This is a genomic window from uncultured Aggregatibacter sp. (genome assembly GCF_938046485.1).
GTDB lineage: Bacteria > Pseudomonadota > Gammaproteobacteria > Enterobacterales > Pasteurellaceae > Aggregatibacter.
Genome location: NZ_CALIWN010000021.1, coordinates 73,246 through 93,214, shown reverse-complemented (window position 1 = coordinate 93,214; position 19,969 = coordinate 73,246). Strand labels below are relative to the sequence as shown.

Below are 19,969 nucleotides of genomic sequence, written 5' to 3'. Positions count from 1 at the left end.
TCACTAAAATAGTGATATGAAAATAAACACGGTGACCGGTTTTCACAAGCCCCTTTTAGGGCTTGTGAAGTATAGGCCCTTATATGGGAATAGGGGAGCCTAAAAACCGCACGTTTTACGTGCGGATTGTTATTTGGGATTCAATCTACTCTAAATTACAAGTATCCAAACAGGGTTGTGAAGATATAACCGAAGATACAGGAGGTAATTACACCGATTAAGCCCGGTAAAATAAAGCTGTGGTTAATGACAAATTTACCGATGTGAGTGGTACCGGAACGGTCAAATTGAATCGCTGCCAAGTCGCTTGGGTAGGTTGGTAAAATGTAGTAACCGTAACAAGCCGCTGCGAAGGCAAGAATAATTGCCGGGTCAACACCGATACCTAAGGCAAGCGGTACGAATGCCACCAATGCCGCCGCTTGGGAGTTAACGAATTTAGAGATTAACAATAGCATCACAGCATAAGTCCAAGGGTGCGCTTTGACGACGTCCCCTAATGCCGCTTTCATCATCGGTGTATGGACGGTAAACATGGTTTCTGCCATCCAAGAAATACCGAATACGGCAACTAATGCAATCATACCGGAACGGAAGATTTCATTTTTACTGATTTTGCCGGCATCGGTTTTTGTAAAGATGATTATTAATGAACCGGCCAATAACATGAAGATTTGGATAACGTGAACCATGCCTAAAGTGACTTTTTTCTTCACCGTGTCTTTTAAGCCGATTATCGCGTTTTCAATGGTTTCTGTTTTGTCGCCGGCAGTAATAATCACATTGTTATCTTGTAAAACAACAGTTTGGGTTAATGTACCTTTGTCGTCGTAAATTTCAACGCTGTCATAAGCGGTTTTTGCTTTGGTTTTGTTGTCTTTAACATCAAGCGCAACTTTACCGTCTTTGGCTACGGCAAGAATTTTGCCGTCTTTCACGTTAAAGCTCTTGACTGCTTTATCGCCTGAAAGCACTTCAACCACTTGAGCCGGTGTGCTTTTCTCAAAAGATGGACGCAATTCTTTGAAATAACCTAATAAGGCAACCACTAAAATGGCACCGAAGAAAATCCACATTGCGTTCCAACTGGATTGTGGTAATTTTTTATCGAGTAGGGAAGCGCTGTCGCCATACACATATTTTTTGAATTCAGGATCTTTTAATTTTTCTTGGAATTCTTGGTCTTTATCTAAATCTTTACCACGGAACCAGCTGAAGATACCGATAGCTAAAACACCACAAAGGGTGGATGGCACAGTGATTTTTAATAAATCTAAGTAACCGTCAAAACCGGCTAAATGGTTTTGTGCATTCACCAAGAAAGCTGTTAAGGTGACGACCGCAACGGAAACCGGGGAAGCGATGATACCCATTTGTGAGGCGATAGAACTGGCTGCCATTGGGCGTTCCGGACGAATGTCGTTTTTAATCGCGATATCGTAAATAATCGGTAACATGGTATAAACCACGTGTCCGGTACCGCAAAGAATCGTCAGGGTGCAAGTAACGAACGGGGCGAGAATACTGACGTATTTCGGATTTTTACGCAGTAATTTTTCTGCAATTTGCAACATCACATCTAAACCGCCACTGGCTTGTAACGTTGCAGATGTTACTACCACCGCAAGGATGGTTAACATGACATCGATTGCCGGTTTACCCGGTTCAATGCCGAAGCCGAACACCAACACAATAAGACCGATACCGCCTAATAAACCGAGAGCGATACCGCCTTTTTTGGCACCGTAGAATAAACAGATTAAGACGATCGCAAGTTGAATAGCAAATTGCGTGCCTTCACTTAAGTTCATGAGAAATTCCATAGAGACTCCAGAAATAATTTCATTTGGTGGTGAGAAAATCAACGCCAGTCTAGCATTAAGGCTACTTATTAAGTAGTAGAATTAGGAAAATTTTTGCGTTACATCAAACTTTTATCGGCGTATTTTTCAACGTATAGCGACGATTCACTTCTCGCCTAACCTGTAAAAAAGCGGGCAATGAGAAAAAACACGGTGATTTTCAACCGCACTTTAGTCCATGTTTTTGCTAGTTTATTGGTTCAATACGATATAGAATAAACACAGTTTTTAACGCAGTATTAATAAACAGAAGAAGAAAGGTTACAGTATGATCGATCCGAATTTACTTCGTAATAATTTGGCAGAAGTTGCAGAAAAATTAAAAATTAAACGTGGCTTTACGCTTGATGTGGCAAATATCACGCAATTAGAAGAACAACGCAAAGCCTTACAGGTAAAAACCGAAACGCTACAAGCAGAACGTAATGCCCGTTCTAAAGCGATCGGTGCGGCAAAAGCCCGTGGAGAAGACATTGCGCCGTTGTTGGCGGAAGTGGACCACATGGCGGCAGAATTAGAGCAAGGTAAAGTGGAGTTAGACAAAGTACAAAACGCCTTAAATGACATTGCCTTGAACATCCCGAATATTCCTGCCGATGAAGTACCTTTGGGGAAAGATGACAGTGAAAATTTGGAAGTATCCCGTTGGGGCGAACCACGCAAATTTGATTTTGAGGTAAAAGACCATGTTGCGTTAGGCGAAAATTTAGAAGGTTTGGATTTCGCTTCTGCGGTGAAATTAACCGGTTCCCGATTTGTGGTGATGAAAGGCCAAATTGCCAAATTACATCGTGCTATCGCGCAATTTATGTTGGATTTACACACGGAACAACATGGCTACACGGAAGCTTATGTGCCTTATTTAGTGAACCATGATACGCTTTATGGCACAGGTCAATTACCTAAATTCAGTGAAGATCTATTCCATACTAAACCGCTAGAAGGGCAAGACCCAAATGAAGTGCAACGCACTTATGCATTGATTCCGACAGCGGAAGTTCCGGTCACTAACTTGGTACGTGGAGACATTTTAGAAGCGGAAAATTTACCGTTAAAAATGACCGCACATACGCCATGTTTCCGTTCTGAAGCAGGCTCTTACGGACGTGATACGCGCGGTTTAATTCGTATGCACCAATTTGATAAAGTGGAATTGGTACAAATCGTAGAGCCGGAAAAATCTATGGAAGCGTTGGAAGAGCTTACCGGCCACGCGGAAAAAGTCTTACAATTACTTGGCTTGCCATATCGTAAAGTGCTGCTTTGCACTGGTGATATGGGCTTTGGTTCTTGCAAAACTTACGACTTAGAAGTTTGGGTACCGGCGCAAAATACGTACCGTGAAATTTCTTCTTGCTCTAACATGTGGGATTTCCAAGCGCGTCGTATGCAAGCACGCTGTCGTTCGAAAGGTGACAAGAAACCTCGTTTGGTGCACACCCTCAATGGTTCCGGTTTAGCCGTGGGTCGCACCTTAGTGGCAGTTTTGGAAAACTATCAAAATGCTGACGGTTCGATTACCGTACCGGAGGTTTTACGTCCTTACATGGGCGGATTAGAGGTGATTGGTAAATAACCCATACGCAATTTAGAAAATCGACATAAAACCACCGCACTTGAGTCTGTTCGTTAAAAAGCCAGCCTGAAATACCCTCAAGGGCAGATTCTCATCGGTAATATCATGAAAAGTGCGGTGGTTTTTATGGAGAATTGGATCTAAAAAAATAGGCAACATCTTTGAGGTGTTGCCTATTTTTTGTGGTTAAGCTTTGGCTTGCGCCCGTTTCACTAAAATCGTGGAAAGGCTGAACGCCACAATAAAGGAAATGGCCATACCGATGCTGTACATGGCAAGGCTTTCCGGTTTAATCGACGGAATACCTAAGAAACCTGCCGCACCAAGGGCAATGGCTTTGACGTTAAAGAAGGCAATGAACGCACTCGCCAGACCGGAGCCAATCATCGCCGCGATAAAGGCTTGACGGTAACGCAAGTTCACCCCGAACATGGCAGGCTCGGTAATACCCAGCAGCGCAGAAATGCCAGAAGGAATGGCCAAGCCACGAACTTTCGGATCTTTTAAGGCAAATGCCACGCCCAAACAGGCGGCGCCTTGTGCAATGTTAGACATTGCCGCAATTGGGAAAATAAAGGTACCGCCGGTTTGTGCCATTTCCGCCAATAATTGGGTTTCCACCGCAATGAAGGTTTGGTGCATACCGGTAATCACGATGGGTGCGTAGAAAGTACCGAAAATCGCACCGCCGATGAAACCTAATGTGTCATATAACCAGGTCAACCCTGCCGCGATTAATGAACCTGCTTCACGTCCGATTGGGCCAATGAGGGTAAACGCCAAGAAACCGGCGATAAATAAGGAAAATAACGGGGTAATCAGGTTATCTAGATAAGACGGTACAAATTTACGGAATGTTTTTTCTAACGTTGCCAACACCCAAGCGGAAATTAAGGTTGGGATCACGGTGCCTTGGTAACCTACGCGTTCAATTTGCAAACCAAACACATTCCAATATTGGATTTTGCCTTCTGCTAGCGTTAAAGCATAGTTCCAACCGTCAGCCAGTGCCGGGTGAACCAATAACATCCCTAATGCGGCCCCAAGGAATGGGTTACCGCCAAACTTACGGGTGGCAGAGAAACCAAGCAATACCGGCAAGAACACAAACGGTGCATTAGCAATGGTATTAATGAAATCCACAAAATCTTTGAGTTCGGGATGCATGTCGATGACGCTGAGTTCATCTACAAAGAACCCTTTGGCGGTGAGCATGCTGTAAATACCCATCAACAAACCGCCTGCTACGATGGCCGGAATAATCGGTACAAAAATATCCGCTAAACCTTTTACCAAACGTTGCAACAAACTTTGATTACCGCCTGCCGTTTCTGCCACTTCCGCTTTACTCACATCGCCGATGCCCAGCAATTTGGTTAATTCAGCGTGGACTTTATTCACGGTACCGGAACCAAAAATAATTTGATATTGCCCTGCAACCGCAAACTGCCCTTTTACCCCTTCAATATTGTCGATGCCTTCCTTGTCCACTTTGCTTTCATCATTTAGCACAATACGCAAACGGGTAGCACAGTGAGCCGCAGTGACAATATTTTCTTTGCCACCAAGTTTTTCAATCACTTGTTGGGCGATGTTAGGAAAGTTCATAGTCTTCTCCCGAAGTAGTAAATAATAGGTAGAATTCTAGCTAAAAGGTTTTTGCCGAGCCAGCAAAATTTAGTGCAGGATTCACTCATCCGCGCACTGAATACACCTTAAATTTATTATTTTTCGCCAATACCTCATGGCTACCGAAATGTTGATCCAGCCAGTCGGCATAAGGCAAAAAGGCATTCGCTACAATACGCAATTCACCACCGGCTTTAAGATGCCATTTGGCTTGTTTAATCAACTCATTAACGGCGATATAGGCGGTATCAATGCCGTCATGAAACGGCGGGTTGGAAATGATCAGGTCAAATTTACCTTCCACATGAGAAAACACATCGCTTGCCTGCACCGTGCCTTGCAACTGATTTTCTCGCAAGGTTCGCTGTGCCGATTCAAGCGCCATGGCGTGAATATCCGTCATCACCAGCTTGGTTTTCGGATGATATTTTTGAATGTAACTGCCAATCACGCCTGCGCCACAACCGATATCCAGTACATCGCCCGACACATTTTTTAACGTGGACAACAACAATGCGGTGCCGCCATCCAGTTCGGCTGCGCTGAATACGCCCGGCAACGCATACACGGTGACATCAGCAAGTTGTGGATGTTGGTAGGATTTCCAGAAGGAATTCAGATCAAAGTGCGGTGGATTTTTTAGCTGAAAATGATAAAGACTACAACGGCGGGCAGAGTCGATTTTGTGAATATCGCCGAAGTCCGCAAGCCTATTTTCGGCAGAACGTACGCCGCTACGATTTTCGCCGACAATGAGTATTTCTTGTCCCACCGGGCTTTTGGCAAGCATTTGCATTAATTGAAAATGACATTCCTGCTTGTTCTTCGTCCAATAAAACAGGATCAAATCGGCTTGGCGTTGAAATTCGAGGGAAAAATCCACCGCACTTTGTTGCTTTTGATTTTCTCGGTTGGCGTAATCAAAATACCAACTCCAAGCACGGGCGTTAAAACCTTGGCATCGTAAATCGGAAAGAAACTCATCGTTCACGGCTCCCGTAAGCAATAACGACTTCCCCGTTAAAAAATCCAGATGACGTTCCAGCACTTCACTTTCTGCACAAATCACGCTATTAATCCTCTGCCTTATTGGTTAAAATGGGCGCCCATTATACTGGATTGAATTGATTTTAGATATGCAAGAAACGCGCCAACCTTACTCCCGTCGAGATGTATTACTGCAACAAATGGGCATCAGCCAATGGCAGTTAGTGCGCCCGGAAGCGTTGAAAGGCGCAATGAATATCACTGTCGCCGAGCATATTCGTTTGATTATCATCAGTCAGCAAAATCTATTGCAACAACCTGTTGTGCAGGATGTGTTACGCGGCCTGAACCTGGATAGCGAGCAAGTATTAAACATCACCTTTGAACAGCTTGCTTATTTGCAAGTTAACCATAAAGTCAGTTATTGGTTGCTTTCTCAAAACACCTCGGAAAATGACCGCACTTTATCTCTCCCACAACCATTAAATGTGTGGCAGTCAGGTGATCTTGAGGAATTTAAACAAAATCCGCAGGCAAAACGTCAATTTTGGCAAACCATTCAACAATCCCCTTCCATCAATGCCGAATAACAAGGATTTATCGTGATAACCATTTCGCCCATTGAAGCACAAGATTTTGACGCACTTTATGCCATTGAGCAGGCTGCTCACGCCGTGCCTTGGAGTTTAGGTACGCTGAAAAATAACCAAGGCGAGCGTTATCTCAATTTAAAGATCGTCGAAGGACATCAGATTTATGGATTTGCTATTTGTCAGACAGTATTAGATGAAGCCACCCTGTTTAATATTGCTATCGATCCGCAAAAACAAGGCTTGGGACTTGGACGACAGCTCTTAAACGAGCTCATCACCCAACTCAGACAAAAAGGCATTTTGACATTGTGGCTAGAAGTGCGCGAATCCAATAAAAAAGCCCAAGCGCTTTATGATTCGCTGGGCTTTAATCAAGTGGATATCCGCAAAAACTATTACCCGACTCCCGATGGCAAACGGGAGAATGCCGTGGTCATGGCGGCCTATTTATAAGACTATTTTTCCCTCTTAATCGCTTGCAACATCGGTGCAAACCACGCCTTCACCTGCTGATTTATCCACGCCAAGTCTAATTCCTGCGTTTGTACCAACACACGTTGCCAATATAAATCGCCACGGGAATAATCATCCCCTTCGGCAATTTTTGTTAACTGAGCAAAGCACTTCTCACCATCAACCGCCTCTTCGTTAGCAATCTGTTTTAGATATGCCTCAATGCCCTGTGTTGGAATCAGCTGTAATTGCGACTGCCCGGCTAAATAGCTTTCGACATAAATTTGCAGTTGCGCAAGGGCATCCTGTTGAGACACCACTTTAAAGATCTCGCGTTTGTCCTTGCCTTGGAAAAGGGATTCCGTCGGCTGCGACTGCGTGGCACACAACAATAAATGATATAACCAAGCTTCAATACGATCTTTGTCTTTGACGGTTGCCATGCGCCAAGTCACACGCTGTAACGGGTCGCCATATAAGTGGGAGATATTGCCTGATAAGGTGATATTACCGAATACCGTTGGCAAGGTCATTTGTACAAAACGGTTTTGTGGTGTTTGTTTCACGTAATCAGCAATATAGTGTTTAAATTCCGCCACTTCATCCAATAATTTATTGGCGTAGAGTGTCGCAAATTCACCTCTTGGCAAGACGCCTTTCACCTTCAAATGATCAAAAAACGCGTCGATTTGGTGTTCATCGACATCGACCAAGTCCGCATGAATCAGATATTTCTCTAAGCCATTATTCAAAACGAAATTTTCACTGTCGGCGATACTTTCTTCCTGCTCGGAAAAATTCACACCGAGGCGGCGCTCAAAGAAAAATTTCACCGGATTTTTCACAAACGCCACCAAACGAGAAAATTCAATCTCCGTTTCTTGTTCGAAATCCTCCTGCGCTATTGTCGGTTGAATGAAATCCGACAATGCCTGATTGGATTGCGAATTCACCAAAGGCAACCATTGTTGCGCAAAAGATTGGCTGAAAGTGCGGTCGTTTTTTTTAAAGTTTTTTCGACTGAATGCCGTCATGCCGTGTTGCTGCACCAGCAATGCCCGCCAATCCTTTCCTTCATCCGGCAGATTTTCCACGATGTAATCCAACAACTGGCTCACCAATACGGAGGGCTCACGTTCTTGATTATCTGAAATAGAACGTCCGATGTAGCTGATATACAAATATTCCTGCGCAGATAACAAAGCCTCAAGGAACAAGTAACGATCATCATCACGGCGCGCACGGTCGCCTTTAATACGGTGATACTGCATTAAGTCAAAACTATTTGGCGGCTGTTGACGTGGGTATTCACCGTCATTCATACCGAGCAGGCAGACCACTTTAAATGGAATAGAACGCATCGGCAGCAACGTGCAGAAATTCACTTTGCCGGCCAAGAAACGGTAGTGATTTGGGTTTTCTTCTAACGCACCGCTCATGACATCAGTCACAACATCAACGCCCAAGAGTTCATCAAAATGCACGTCCTGTAACTGTTCTGCAAATTGCTGAATCACGTCTTTAATATAAAATAAGGTTTCCTCGGTTTCTGTTGTCGCCGCAAAGAAACGATCCGTTAAGGTCAACAAATGTTGTTGCCATTGCGCTACGGAATAGCGTTGTTGCAACGTTTGGAACCAATCTGATAATGCGGCGATAAACTCAGCCAGTTGCCCTGCCAGCTGACCTTTTAAGCCGAAACTGTTGTCCAATCCAAGGCTGTCTTGCCAAATACCATTTTCTTCCCGTAAGGCATACCCCAACAACATACGTTCCAAACCGGCTTGCCAGGAATTGTAGTTGCTTTGCACCTTACCATGAGGTTCTTCACTTTGTTTCTCTAAACCAAAACGCACGCCGGCATTTTTCACCCAATCTCGAATTTGCGCCAAATCCTGCAATTCAATATTAAAGCGTTGGCGTATTGCCGGCACATCTAACAGCGCCAACACGTCTTCTGCACTGAAAAGACTTTCTTTGAGCTGCAATAAAGAGAGGAAACCGGCAATAACCACATCATTTTCCGATAATTTGTTATCTGAAATAGAAAATGGAATGGCAGTTTGCGGCGTAGCATGTTGCCCGAAAACCGCGCGAATATAAGGCGTGTATTTATCAATATCCGCCACCATCACGATGATGTCTTTTGGGGTCAAATGGGGATTTTCTTGTAATAAATGCAGCAGATAATCCTGCAAGACTTCCACTTCCCGCATCGTGCTGTGACAAGCATGGAAGGTTAAAGTGCGGTCATTTTCTTGATAGTTTAACGGCTCGCTGCCACTCGGCATAAGATGCAAAATCTGATGCTGAATTTGACTCAATAAATTCTGCGGTTCAATCTCCGCATAGGCAGAAATCTCATTCGGTTCTAACTGCGTTAATAAATAAGAAAAATCGCGTCCCAATTTTCCCCATGAAGCCAACAATGGGTTGCCGACTTGCAATTTTTCTTGTGCATAGGTCACTTCCCATTGCTTCTCTACCTGCGCCATTTGGTCTGCGGACAACAAAGGTTTATTAACCTGGTTGAAATAATCGGTACGAGTGCGTAGCGCTAATTTTTCGACAAATGTGGGATCCACAATGTCGCCCCAATATTCCTGACAAGGATTATTGAAGAACAAATGCACATCACAATATTGGCTAATGGCTTGAAAAATTTCTAAATAGGCTTTTGGCAACGCCGGAATACCGAAAATAAAAAGGCGTTCAGGCAGAAAGAGCGGTCGATTTTCACGGAGTTTTTCTAACAATAGTTGGTGTAAATGCGCTCGGTGTTGCACCAAATCTAATCCTGTTTCCGTCTTGACCGCCTGCACTAAAGCCCGCCACAAACTCGCCTGCCAGGCGATATTTTGTTCAATCTGTGCCGATAAACGATCATTATTGAAATTTGATTGAGCTTCAATTTGATGATGAATATCTGCCTCTTGGTGCGCTTCCCAAGCGGCAATCCAGTCCGGGCGGTAAACCAAATATTGGTCGAATAAATCGGCGATTTTCCCGGCAAGTTGGTAGAGTTTAAATTGCTCCGATTGAACAGAGTGCGTCAGATAATGGCGTAAAGGGTAAAAAGCCTCTTGCTCTAAATATTGAGGAATTAAGCGCATCAAACGCCACATCATGGCATTTTTATTAAATTGATTGCTTTGCGCCACATCGGGCAAATTTTCTGCATAAAGCTGCCAAATAAAACTGGCGGGCATCGGAAACGCAAAATTCGCCGCAATGCCTTTTTGCTCAGCGATTTGTAACTGTAACCATTGTGCCATGCCCGGACTTTGCACCAGTACCGTTTCCGGCTGTAATGGATTGCTCAGCGGTTGACGTTGAATTAATTCAACGAGAATGTTCTTTTGCACCTCAAGTTGATTCGAATGATAAACAGTAAACACGCTGCCTCCGGAAATGAGCTCAACTATAATTTGCGCTATTATAAACTAATTTCACCGCGAGGATATTTCACCGTGACCTGATTTTGCGTGCACGTAATGCGAAAACGAATTTGATTCTGCAGCACGTTCGATTCACAAGGCAACCCAAGAAAACGCCGTTGATGTTGATTCTCAACAATTTGAATAGCTTGAAAACGTTGATAAATTTCCACCGCACTTTTGCGTTGTAAATTTCCCCATTGGTTAAACGTGAGGAAAAGCCCGCTAAATACAGATAAAGTCACCAACAAGGACAGCAAGCTCATGCCTTTCTGATTAATTTTTGGGAACGACAAAATCATACCAACTCTTCTCTGCTAATCGCCAACGGCTGTATTGTTGCACGATCTGAGTAACCGTACTTTTGGAATAAGTCACTTTAATATTTTCATCTAACGTTAATCGCCCTTTGGTAATGATCGAACCGCTAATTTTACCCTGCCCTCGAATGTGTAAATCGCCTTCGGCGACAATCACCGCATTCACGTTTTTATCAATCTCCCATTCGGTTTCTTCTGCCTTGAACCAATACAATGCCGCAGGCGACGACTTGCTTAAAATTAGCGGTGGAGACTGTAATTGCTGACGAAAAAGCGCAAGCCCTTCTTCGGAAATGAACTGGTTAAACAATTTTTCATGTTGGTTTCGCACCGGCTGTTTTTGAAATAATTTATCGCGCCGGCACCACACATAATGGCTCAAACCATCCGCTAATCGATTATTCTCCAAACGAAAGGTCACTAGAAAGGCATCCCCGTTTTCTTGTGTAGAAAGCTGTTCGCAGCGCGTTTTTTTCTCATTCATGCTAAGTTGTTGCAAGGTGAGCTGTTGTTCCACATACCGATGCCGCTGAGCCGCAATGGCGGAATATAAACGCAGGAGATCATCGTTAAACAGCATAGCCACCAGCAAAAATCCGCTGAGTAATATCAGTAAGGTGAGTGTCATGATGCCGTGTTGGGGTGTTGTCATGGTTCTTCTCGGTTTAATAACGGCACAACGATGGCGGTTTCGTAGGTAATTTTTTTATTCTGTTTTAAATTTCCCATTAAACGCACTTCAACGCCTTTTTGTTCTGCTAACCAATCAAAGGTTAAATGAGTGATTTCATATTCTTTTTCATCTAACAAATCTACCCAACCGCCGTGATTACAGGCAGATTGTTGAGTATAACGTTGGCAATCTTCAAAATTGCAATTTTGTTTGACCGCACTTTTATAGGTTAAACGGGTTTCTACCATTTTCTTATTGAGTCGATAACCGAATAATTCACGTTCAATTTCTTTGGTGGCATTTTTCTCGTTTGCAAGACAGGTATTGCCTTTGTATTGTCCGCCTATGCAGCCGTTCACATTCAGATCATAGAAAAAGAGAACACAACTATTGCTATTTTCTGTCTCCATTTGTGCGATAGTGATTGCCGAAGGCGGATTCGGTTGTTCAAATAAGGACAAATTGTTTTGGGCTAATTTTTCACTCACCGCGCGAAACCCAGCACGCGCCAAATCTTTTCCGATGAGCTGAATTACACGTTGTAGCTCTGTTTGTAACTGCAGGCGCAAAAGCATTTCCTGATTTTGTTGTTGGTGTTGGCTATAAAACTGCAAAATCACCAAGAATAAAAACGAAGAAAGGGATATTGAAAGCATTAAACTCACCAAGCTTTGCCCTGAAAGGCATTTTTGTTTTAACGTCATGCTATTCTTCATCATTTACACAAGCACTTAAGGATTGGTTATCTTTTAATTTAAGGCTGCCCACATTAAAAAACGAAAAGAGGGTTCGTTGATGGTTGGCTTGTAACACAAAACAGGCGGTGGACGCGGTGTTACGAATGCCGCTTAACCTTGTAATTTCAAAAGGGTAGTAGCGTTTGCTGATTAACAGGGTGCCTTCAAAGGCAGGAAAATAAAAATAGGCGGAAACTTCAGGGGGACAATGTTGTGGGTTTAAGCAATCACATAATTTGTCATGCTTCACTTGCGCCGTGAGGCACCAACGTCCTGTCGTTTGATGACGATTGGCAATTAACAACCAAATGTCCGATGAATTTTCTACCCGCGCTTGAATTTGGCGTAAAAAGATATACAGCTTTTGTTGCTCTTTCTGCAAAATCGACTGTTGGCGATAGTGTTGCCATGTAGGCAGTGCCAATGTTAACAGAACACTTATCACAAGCAGTGCAATCAAGCTTTCCAATAAGGTGAATCCCTTTTGCATAAACGTTCCTTTTTTTGACCGCACTTTAGCCAGTGAAATCATCAAAAGGAAAGCTTGCGATGTGATTTTGCGATCCCAATCGCAAAACCGTATCTTTCGCGCATGAGAAGCATCATGCGCAGAGAAAATAAGAATAGGTTACCGATCAAAGTGCGGTCATTTTTGGGGCGATTTTTAGTTTTGCTCTTTTTTCAGTAACGCACATAAAAATAAGAAAGTAGAACAGATTACCACTGAGGGGCCGGCGGCGGTGTCGTAATAGGCGGATAAGGTTAAGCCCATGGAGACAGCGATCATGCTGATGATACTGGCGATGACAACCATGCTTTCCGGTGTGCGGGCAAAGCGTTTGGCGGTGGCGGCAGGAATAATGAGCAACGAGGTGATAATCAAAGCGCCGACAAATTTCATACTTAACGCAATGGTTAATGCGGTGAGGATCATTAGAATAAAGCGCATTCTTTTCACGTTAATGCCTTCCACTTGTGCCAGTTCAGGACTGATGGTGGTGGAAATGAGAGCTTTCCAAAAATAGCATAATGTGGCAAGCACGATGACAGCACCTATGCCGATATAGATTAAGTCTTCGTAGTTAATGGAAAGCAGATCGCCGAATAAATAGGACATTAAATCTACCCGCACATTTTGCAGTAAGCCGACGGTTACCACGCCGATTGAAAGACAACTGTGGGCGATAATGCCAAGTAACGTATCGACGGAAAATTGCGTGTTGTTTTCCAACCAAACCATCGCAACGGAAAGCAATAGGGTCAGTATGAGAATGGCGATATACGGATTGATTTGCAGAAAAATACCCAGCGCCACGCCAAGGAGGGCGGAGTGGGATAGCGTATCACCAAAGTAAGCCATTTTACGCCAAACGACAAAAGCACCAAGGGGTGCGGTGATTAGCGAAAGTATCATGCCTGTAAGCCAAGCGGGAAAAAGAATATCAAACATCATATTACCTTGCGTTGGAGTGTTTCGGTTCCATGTTGCAGATATCTCCATGCATATCATGACGATGATTGTGATGATGGGTATAAACTGCAATGTTTTTAGAAAATTGATCGCCAAAAAAGTGAATAAATGTTGGGTCATTAGACACGGTTTCCGGCGTGCCGGCACAGCAAATATGCTGATTGACACAAAGCACTTCATTGGTGTCTGCCATCACAATATGTAAGTCATGGGATACCATTAAAATGGCGCAATTAAGTTGCTTTTGGGTTTGATTGATCAGCTGGTAGAGTTCTGCCTGACCGGTCATATCCACCCCTTGAGTCGGTTCATCCAAGACCAATAAATTCGGTTTATTTAACATCGCTCGCGCCAATAGCACCCGTTGCATTTCGCCACCGGAGAGCTTTTGCATACTGTTGTGCATTAAATGGGTAATAGACAAGCGCGTCATAGCGTCTTGAATGTCTTGTTGTCCAATGCCTTTTTTTAGGGATAAAAATTTCTCCACAGTGATGGGAAGATTGTGATCCAAATGGATTTTCTGCGGTACATAACCAATGCGAATGTGTTTGTTATAAATGACTTGACCTGACGTGGGCTGTTGCAATTTTAGCAAGACTTTCAATAAGGTCGATTTACCTCCACCGTTTGGACCGACAATGGTAATAATGGAGTTGGGATAAACCGTCAAGTTAATGTTGCTTAACGCTACGTGTTGCCCGTATTTCACATTAATATTTTTTAATTCAACTAAAGGCAATTTAATTGCATTGATTTGCATATGAATTTTGGCATTTTGTTTTGAGGAAAAATTGCGCTAAAAATAACTTATTTTTTGAAGTTTAACAAGTTGAACGCAAATTTCTGTGTATAATGACGAGATTCATTTTAATTTATGTTTTGATGAATTTTTTTTTATTCATGTGGTCGTAACTACTATTCTGATGAAGGGTTTGTTGTAAAGGAAGTTGGTGCTGTGCAGTATATTATGTTGGCTAGAGATCGCCGTAAAAGAAAATCTCGTATAAAAGCCGTTATTTTTTTTATTGCGATTTGCTCAATTGCGCTTGGTGTTTTTTTACGCTTAAACGACAGCGCTTCCGATAAAGCGGAAACCATGGCTTATCCTCTTCATCTTGATTCTTCCATGACGAATGATCTCACTTCAAGCACGAATCAATTTCAAGACATTCTCGCGGATGCACTCTATCCCGCATCTGCCTATACGACCTCATTTGCGAATGAAACCTTGCAATCCTCACAAATTCTTGCGGATACTCGTGGGTTGAATACCGAAGATAATAATGCAACCTCTTATGAGGACGACCTTGGGCAAGATGACGAAGCGGAAGAAGTCACAACCCATGATGAATTTGATGGATTAGAGGGGTTGCCGAATGATGCTAAAGATGTGGTGGCGAATATTTTAGATGTAGCCGATCAGGCTATTCGGATTAAAGAACAATTCAGCCACACCGTTGTGAAAGGGGAAACATTAAAGGATGTCTTGGAGCTTTCCGGATTAGATGATGAGACCGGCAAGCAGTTGACCGAAGCCTATCCCGAATTAAAGCATTTACAGGCAGGGCAACAGTTTTACTGGATTTTGGATAATGATGGAAAATTAGAATATTTGAACTGGCTTGTTTCTCAAAAGAAAGAGCATACTTACGAATTGCAAGCAAGCGGACAATTTAAACGACAAATTATCGAAAAGAAAAGCACATGGAAGCGGGATGTTTTACGCGGTAGCATGGAAACGTCTTTTGTGAATAGTTTGAAGAGCATGGGACTGGAAAGTCGCCAAATTTATCAGTTGTTCTCCGCCTTGCAGTGGCAAGTGAGCCTAAAACAGTTAAGTAAAGGCACAAAAATTTCCATTTTGGTCTCTCGTGAATATTTAGATGGCAAGCTCACCGGTCAGGGAAATGTGGAGGCGATTCACATTATCAGTAACGGTAAGAGCTATTATGCGATCCAAGCTGATAACGGGCGTTATTATAATCGCCAAGGTGAAACCTTAGGCAGAGGTTTTGCGCGTTACCCATTGCAACGTCAAGCGCGGATTTCCTCGCCGTTTAACCCTGTTCGCCGCCACCCGATTACCGGCCGAATTGCTCCGCATAAAGGGGTAGATTTCGCCATGCCGACAGGTACACCGGTGATTGCGCCGGCGGATGGCACAGTAGAAAAAATTGCTTATCAAGCCCGTGGTGCCGGCCGTTATGTGGTGATTCGACATTCGCGTGAATACCAAACCGTTTATATGCATTTGAGCCGTCCTTTAGTGACAGCAGGACAAACGGTCAAAAAAGGGGAAAGAATTGCGCTATCGGGGAATACCGGCGGATCAACGGGACCGCACTTGCACTATGAATTTCATATTAACGGGCGTCCGGTCAATCCGATTACGGTAAAACTTCCCGGCACGAGCAGCAGTATGACCACAGCAGAACGTAAGGCGTTTTTAATTAAAGCGGCAGAAGTTGAACGCGCGTTACGCTAAATTTGTGTGTGGATTAAATGGCAAATTAAACAAGCAAGGTAAGCGTAAAGAGGGCATGCGGAATGTTTAAATGAATTTGTGACCTAGGACAAATTTCTTATAAAAAATCACCGCACTTTATGCTTATTTTTGCGCTTTGAATGTAAATATGGTACTTTTTATTCGTCAATCCGACGGTAATGATTAAATTTTTTATGAACGAAGAACACTCGACCAATCAATCCGAAGCCAGTAAAAAATCCTTTTTCCAATCTCTTTTCGGGCGTTTTTTCCAAGGCGAACTGAAAAATCGTGAAGACTTAGTGGAAGTCATTCGTGATTCCGAACAAAACGATTTAATCGATCAAGATACCCGCGAAATGATTGAGGGCGTAATGGAAATCGCCGAATTGCGCGTGCGTGATATCATGATCCCGCGCTCTCAAATTGTCTTTATTGAAGCGGAGCAGGATTTAGACTCCTGTTTGGATGTCATTATTGCATCAGCGCATTCCCGTTTTCCGGTGATTAAAGACGCAGATGATCGCGACAATATTGTCGGCATTTTACACGCCAAAGATTTGTTGAAATATTTGCGTGCCAGTGCAGAAGAATTTAATTTGCTTGATGTTATTCGCCCGACAATGATTGTGCCGGAAAGTAAACGTGTGGACAGAATGCTAAAAGATTTCCGCGCCGAACGTTTTCATATGGCGATTGTAGTGAATGAATTTGGTGGCGTCTCAGGGTTGGTCACCATTGAAGACGTATTAGAGCAAATTGTCGGAGACATTGAAGACGAATTTGATGAAGAAGATGTGGCAGATATTCGTCAGCTTTCCCGTCACACTTATGCTGTGCGCGCGTTGACGGATATTGATGATTTTAATCAGCAATTTAACACGCAATTTGTTGACGAAGAAGTAGATACTATCGGTGGATTGATTATGCAGGCCTTTGGTTATTTACCGAAACGAGGTGAAGAAATTACGTTGGAAAATCTCCACTTTAAAGTGACGTCTGCCGACAGCCGACGCATTATCCAGTTGCGTGTTACCGTGCCGGATGAACACCTGCCGGAGAAGGAAAAAACAGAAGAGATTATCGAATAGTTTTCATTTTAACTTGATTTTTCATTATATCTTTAACGATGGCACGCGCTTTTCTAACGCGTGCCGTTTATTTCATTCAATAACAACATATTAGGGGTGTGTGCTGGGAGGCGTACACCGTTTGCGTGATGAATAAATACTTAACTTACCTTATCGCACTGTTTTCCGGTGTTATTGGCGTATTTGCCTTCGCACCTTTCAATTACTGGCCGCTATCTTATGTTTCCTTGTTAGGATTAATTTGGGCAATAAAAACGCCACAAAAATCCACCGCACTTTTTTCTGCCTTTTTATGGGGCTTAGGTTTTTTCACATTTGGCGTCAATTGGTTGCACGTCAGTATTCATCAATTCGGCGATGCACCTCTGGTGGTGAGCTATTTCTTAGTGGTTGTGTTGGCAGCCTATTTATCTTTATATCCGCTCCTATTTGCCTATTTGGTACGTCGTCTGCAAGTGCAACGAGCGGTGATGTATCCGGTACTGTGGACGTTTACGGAATTCCTGCGCGGTTGGGTCTTCACCGGTTTTCCTTGGTTGCAGTTTGGCTATACGCAGATTGAGAGTCCTTTTGCAGACATTGCACCGATTTTTGGTGTTACCGGATTAACATTTTTTACGATGTTTGTGAGTGCGGTCATTTTTAACGGCGTTTTTGCATGGCTAAGCGCACCACGCAAGATCACGATGGCGGTGGCGAATGTCTTGATTCTAGCCGTTGTTGCTTTGCTTGCCGGTTATACGTCCAAAGCAAAATATGTGCAAGACATCCCTGAAAAAGCCGTGAATATCACCTTAGTTCAAGGCAATATTGAGCAAAATTTAAAATGGGATCCGAATTATTTGTCTCAAACCATGGAAAATTATGGGCGATTGATTGGCGATAATTTGGGGAAAACAGATTTAATTATTTTGCCGGAAGCTGCATTTCCTACTTATGAAAATAATATCCAACCATTTTTCCAAATACTCCAATCCATGGCGGAAAAAACGAATACAGAAGTGATGATTGGAACGATTTATCGTGATGAGTCTGTGGGTAAATTATTCAATTCTATTGCGGTAGTTGGTAATAAAGCGATGCCTTATGAGCTAAAAACGCCTAACCGCTATAATAAACATCATTTAGTGCCGTTTGGTGAGTATGTCCCGTTAGAAAGCCTTTTACGCCCGCTTGGAACGGTGTTTAATTTGCCGATGTCAGCTTTTCAAAGTGGTGATTTTATTCAAAAACCACTCTCAGCAAAAAATGTTAATTTCACAGCGGCGATTTGTTATGAAATTATTTTGGGCGCGCAGTTACAGAAAAATAGGGTAGCGGATTCCGATTTCATTTTAACCATTTCTAATGATGCGTGGTTCGGCAATTCCATTGGCCCATGGCAACATTTGCAAATGGCACAAATGCGAGCATTAGAGTTTGGTAAGCCTGTCATTCGTGCCACGAACACAGGTGTTACCGCATTTATTAATGCACAAGGGGAAATCGTGGCGCAAGCACCACAATTTGTGGAAACCGTACTTACGCACAAGATCGCGCCGACAGAAGGCAAAACGCCTTATGCCGTATTAGGTGATACTCCTTTATTTATTCTAAGTGCGGTCTTTTTCTTGCTACATTTCTTGGGTGGATTTATTCAACGTCGTATTTTGAAAAAGATGCAATATCCAACAACTTAAAAAACAAAAACACCGGAGAATATCCGGTGTTTTTGTTGATTCGGTGAGGCGAACATTAACGGCTACGGAAAATAATGCGGCCTTTGCTTAAATCGTAGGGTGTCATTTCTACGGTGACTTTATCACCGGTTAAAATGCGAATGTAGTTCTTACGCATCTTGCCCGAAATATGTGCAGTTACCACATGACCGTTTTCTAACTCAACGCGAAACATGGTGTTTGGTAAGGTTTCCAGAATTGTACCTTGCATTTCAATGCAATCTTCTTTTGCCATTTGATCCTCTAGAAATAATTAATCGGTTTTCCCGCCGGCATCTGTTGGCGGGATCTCATATGAAAATTCGGTGCGAATTATACCGTTTTTATTGGAAACAAGGAAGTTTTTCTCCGGACAATCCGCTTTGCTTAAATTTCATTTTGGATGATTCATCGTTTTTAAATATGGCCGGAATCAAACTTGTGATAACGCCAATATAAAAAGCCCGGCATTAAACCGGGCTTTTTTCGTAAAACTGAATTATTCAGCAACGATAACAACGTTTAAGTGAGAGAAGACTTCACCATGGAATTGGAAAGTCACTTCATGTTCACCAAGTGTACGGATTAAACCATTTGGTAAACGCACTTCACTTTTCGCCACTTCAACACCTTTTGCAGTGATCGCATCAGCGATGTCACGAGTACCGATAGAACCGAATAAACGACCTTCGTCACCTGCTTTAGACGCAATGGTTACAGAACCTAATGCCTCTAAGCGTGCTGCGCGGTCAACAGCTGCAGCTAATGCTTGAGCTGCTTTTTCTTCTAATTCTGCACGGCGTGCTTCGAAATGTTCAATGTTTGCTTTGGTTGCCATAACTGCTTTACCTTGTGGGATTAAGTAGTTACGTGCGAAACCGGATTTCACATTGACTTGATCGCCCACTTTACCTAAGTGTGCAATTTTATCTAAAAGAATTACTTGCATTTGACC

At 43.1% G+C, this 19,969-nt stretch carries 18 protein-coding genes; 6 read left to right on the top strand and 12 right to left on the bottom strand.

From position 1 onward, the window contains the following. Positions 1-155: 155 nt before the first annotated feature. Positions 156-1,823: an anaerobic C4-dicarboxylate transporter gene (locus Q0203_RS02785; protein WP_297929350.1), complete on the bottom strand. Its 1,668-nt coding sequence runs from the start codon at positions 1,821-1,823 to the stop codon at positions 156-158. Positions 1,824-2,130: 307 nt separating this feature from the next. On the opposite strand from Q0203_RS02785, the gene serS reads away from it, so the two are divergent. Continuing rightward, positions 2,131-3,438, top strand: a complete 1,308-nt coding sequence (gene serS, locus Q0203_RS02780; protein WP_297929348.1) for a serine--tRNA ligase — start codon at positions 2,131-2,133, stop codon at positions 3,436-3,438. A 186-nt stretch (positions 3,439-3,624) separates the two neighbouring features. Here serS and Q0203_RS02775 read toward each other — a convergent pair whose 3' ends face one another. Together Q0203_RS02775 and rsmC are read right to left on the bottom strand one after the other, a co-directional pair. Continuing rightward, entirely contained in the window at positions 3,625-5,046 is a 1,422-nt protein-coding gene (locus Q0203_RS02775) for a sucrose-specific PTS transporter subunit IIBC (protein ID WP_297929346.1), read from the bottom strand. Positions 5,047-5,131: 85 nt separating this feature from the next. Then, a complete protein-coding gene (gene rsmC / locus Q0203_RS02770) occupies positions 5,132-6,136 on the bottom strand; it encodes a 16S rRNA (guanine(1207)-N(2))-methyltransferase RsmC (RefSeq protein ID WP_297929345.1) in 1,005 nt (334 codons plus the stop codon). Between the two features lie 67 nt (positions 6,137-6,203). On the opposite strand from rsmC, the gene Q0203_RS02765 reads away from it, so the two are divergent. Continuing rightward, positions 6,204-6,644, top strand: coding sequence for a DNA polymerase III subunit psi (locus Q0203_RS02765; protein WP_297929343.1), 441 nt, complete (start codon positions 6,204-6,206; stop codon positions 6,642-6,644). 12 nt (positions 6,645-6,656) lie between these two features. Continuing rightward, positions 6,657-7,100 carry a ribosomal protein S18-alanine N-acetyltransferase gene (gene rimI / locus Q0203_RS02760; protein ID WP_296027782.1) on the top strand — a complete coding sequence of 148 codons (444 nt, stop codon included), beginning with the start codon at positions 6,657-6,659 and terminating at the stop codon, positions 7,098-7,100. A 2-nt stretch (positions 7,101-7,102) separates the two neighbouring features. On the opposite strand, the gene recC is transcribed toward rimI, so the two are convergent. From recC to znuC, 7 genes are all read right to left on the bottom strand, one after another. Beyond that, positions 7,103-10,498, bottom strand: a complete 3,396-nt coding sequence (gene recC, locus Q0203_RS02755; protein WP_297929341.1) for an exodeoxyribonuclease V subunit gamma — start codon at positions 10,496-10,498, stop codon at positions 7,103-7,105. A gap of 38 nt (positions 10,499-10,536) precedes the next feature. Then, positions 10,537-10,839, bottom strand: coding sequence for a DUF5374 domain-containing protein (locus tag Q0203_RS02750; RefSeq protein WP_297929339.1), 303 nt, complete (start codon positions 10,837-10,839; stop codon positions 10,537-10,539). Then, positions 10,814-11,509: a DUF2572 family protein gene (locus Q0203_RS02745; protein WP_297929337.1), complete on the bottom strand. Its 696-nt coding sequence runs from the start codon at positions 11,507-11,509 to the stop codon at positions 10,814-10,816. Before Q0203_RS02745 ends, Q0203_RS02750 begins: the two co-directional genes overlap by 26 nt. Continuing rightward, complete coding sequence (locus Q0203_RS02740) at positions 11,506-12,234, bottom strand: type II secretion system protein J (protein ID WP_297929335.1); 729 nt, start codon at positions 12,232-12,234, stop codon at positions 11,506-11,508. The genes Q0203_RS02745 and Q0203_RS02740 overlap by 4 nt, the downstream gene beginning before the upstream one ends. A 1-nt stretch (position 12,235) precedes the next feature. Continuing rightward, positions 12,236-12,757, bottom strand: a complete 522-nt coding sequence (locus Q0203_RS02735; protein WP_297929333.1) for a type II secretion system protein — start codon at positions 12,755-12,757, stop codon at positions 12,236-12,238. Between the two features lie 174 nt (positions 12,758-12,931). After that, positions 12,932-13,717 carry a zinc ABC transporter permease subunit ZnuB gene (znuB, locus tag Q0203_RS02730; protein ID WP_297929331.1) on the bottom strand — a complete coding sequence of 262 codons (786 nt, stop codon included), beginning with the start codon at positions 13,715-13,717 and terminating at the stop codon, positions 12,932-12,934. A 4-nt stretch (positions 13,718-13,721) separates the two neighbouring features. After that, a complete protein-coding gene (gene znuC, locus Q0203_RS02725; protein WP_297929330.1) occupies positions 13,722-14,501 on the bottom strand; it encodes a zinc ABC transporter ATP-binding protein ZnuC in 780 nt (259 codons plus the stop codon). A gap of 195 nt (positions 14,502-14,696) precedes the next feature. Between znuC and mepM the strand changes: the two genes are divergently transcribed. The 3 genes from mepM to lnt all read left to right on the top strand — a co-directional run bounded on the left by mepM (position 14,697) and on the right by lnt (position 18,996). Continuing rightward, positions 14,697-16,226 carry a murein DD-endopeptidase MepM gene (gene mepM / locus Q0203_RS02720; protein ID WP_297929328.1) on the top strand — a complete coding sequence of 510 codons (1,530 nt, stop codon included), beginning with the start codon at positions 14,697-14,699 and terminating at the stop codon, positions 16,224-16,226. Positions 16,227-16,420: 194 nt separating this feature from the next. Next, positions 16,421-17,317, top strand: a complete 897-nt coding sequence (gene corC, locus Q0203_RS02715; RefSeq protein ID WP_297929326.1) for a CNNM family magnesium/cobalt transport protein CorC — start codon at positions 16,421-16,423, stop codon at positions 17,315-17,317. Positions 17,318-17,445: 128 nt separating this feature from the next. Continuing rightward, positions 17,446-18,996 (top strand): apolipoprotein N-acyltransferase, encoded by a 1,551-nt coding sequence (lnt, locus tag Q0203_RS02710; RefSeq protein WP_297929324.1) that lies wholly within the window; start codon positions 17,446-17,448, stop codon positions 18,994-18,996. Positions 18,997-19,051: 55 nt separating this feature from the next. Here the strand turns inward: lnt and infA are convergent, their stop codons facing one another. Together infA and rplI are read right to left on the bottom strand one after the other, a co-directional pair. Next, a complete protein-coding gene (infA, locus tag Q0203_RS02705) occupies positions 19,052-19,270 on the bottom strand; it encodes a translation initiation factor IF-1 (protein WP_005627617.1) in 219 nt (72 codons plus the stop codon). Positions 19,271-19,513: 243 nt separating this feature from the next. After that, positions 19,514-19,963: a 50S ribosomal protein L9 gene (rplI, locus tag Q0203_RS02700; protein ID WP_021617038.1), complete on the bottom strand. Its 450-nt coding sequence runs from the start codon at positions 19,961-19,963 to the stop codon at positions 19,514-19,516. Positions 19,964-19,969: the final 6 nt, after the last annotated feature.